Genomic DNA, 756 nt, shown 5'->3' on the forward strand with positions numbered 1-756 from the left:
TGGGCGTGTCGATTGAACAAGTCTCCAGTGAGCAGCGTCGTCGAGCCAAAGCCGTCAACTTTGGTCTTATCTATGGCATGAGTGCGTTTGGTTTAGCGAAACAGCTGGATTCGCGTGGTGAAGCACAAGCTTATATGGATAAATATTTACGAGTCGCTACCCTGGTGTCATGCAGTACATGGAAGACACACGTTCAAATGCCTCTCAACATGGTTATGTTGAAACCATTTTKGKTCGTCGTTTGCATCTACCGGAAATTACCTCTCGCAATGTGATGCGTCGTAAAGCAGCAGAACGTGCGGCGATCAACGCTCCAAGAGCAGGGAACAGCAGCAGACATCATCAAAGAAAGCGATGTTGTTGGTGGATCAGTGGATTCGAAGAGGAAGGCAATGGTCGAGTCAAATTGCTGATGCAAGTACACGATGAACTGGTGTTTGAAGTGGAAGAGTCCTGTTTGACCGAAATTGAAAGTAAAGTACAACAATTGATGGAATCTGCAGCACAGCTAAATGTTCCATTGGTGGCGGAAGCTGGCCATGGTGACAACTGGGATCAAGCACATTAAGCATTTTTTGTACAAAATGAATGAATATCATGAGCAGAGCACAAACTCTGGCTTTTTTTTATCATCAAAAAAGTTTGCAGAAATATTGTTGAGTTGTAGTTAAATAAAAATTCATGAAAAAAACTACAGAAAAAGTTTGACAATTCTGACCAAATTGTTGTACATTAGTACGCGTAGGGTACAGAGGT

The 756-nt window shown here is 42.7% G+C and carries 2 protein-coding genes; both read left to right on the forward strand.

Going from position 1 to position 756, the window contains the following annotated elements; all coding sequences use genetic code 11:
• Positions 1–275: DNA polymerase (locus tag CIK04_RS34755; protein ID WP_325205980.1), on the forward strand; the 275-nt coding region annotated here is incomplete at its 5' end.
• Positions 179–568 (forward strand): DNA polymerase, encoded by a 390-nt coding sequence (locus tag CIK04_RS29000; RefSeq protein ID WP_325205981.1) that lies wholly within the window; start codon positions 179–181, stop codon positions 566–568. The genes CIK04_RS34755 and CIK04_RS29000, both read left to right, overlap by 97 nt.
• Positions 569–756: the final 188 nt, after the last annotated feature.

The sequence above is a fragment of the Vibrio sp. 03_296 genome (assembly GCF_002265885.1).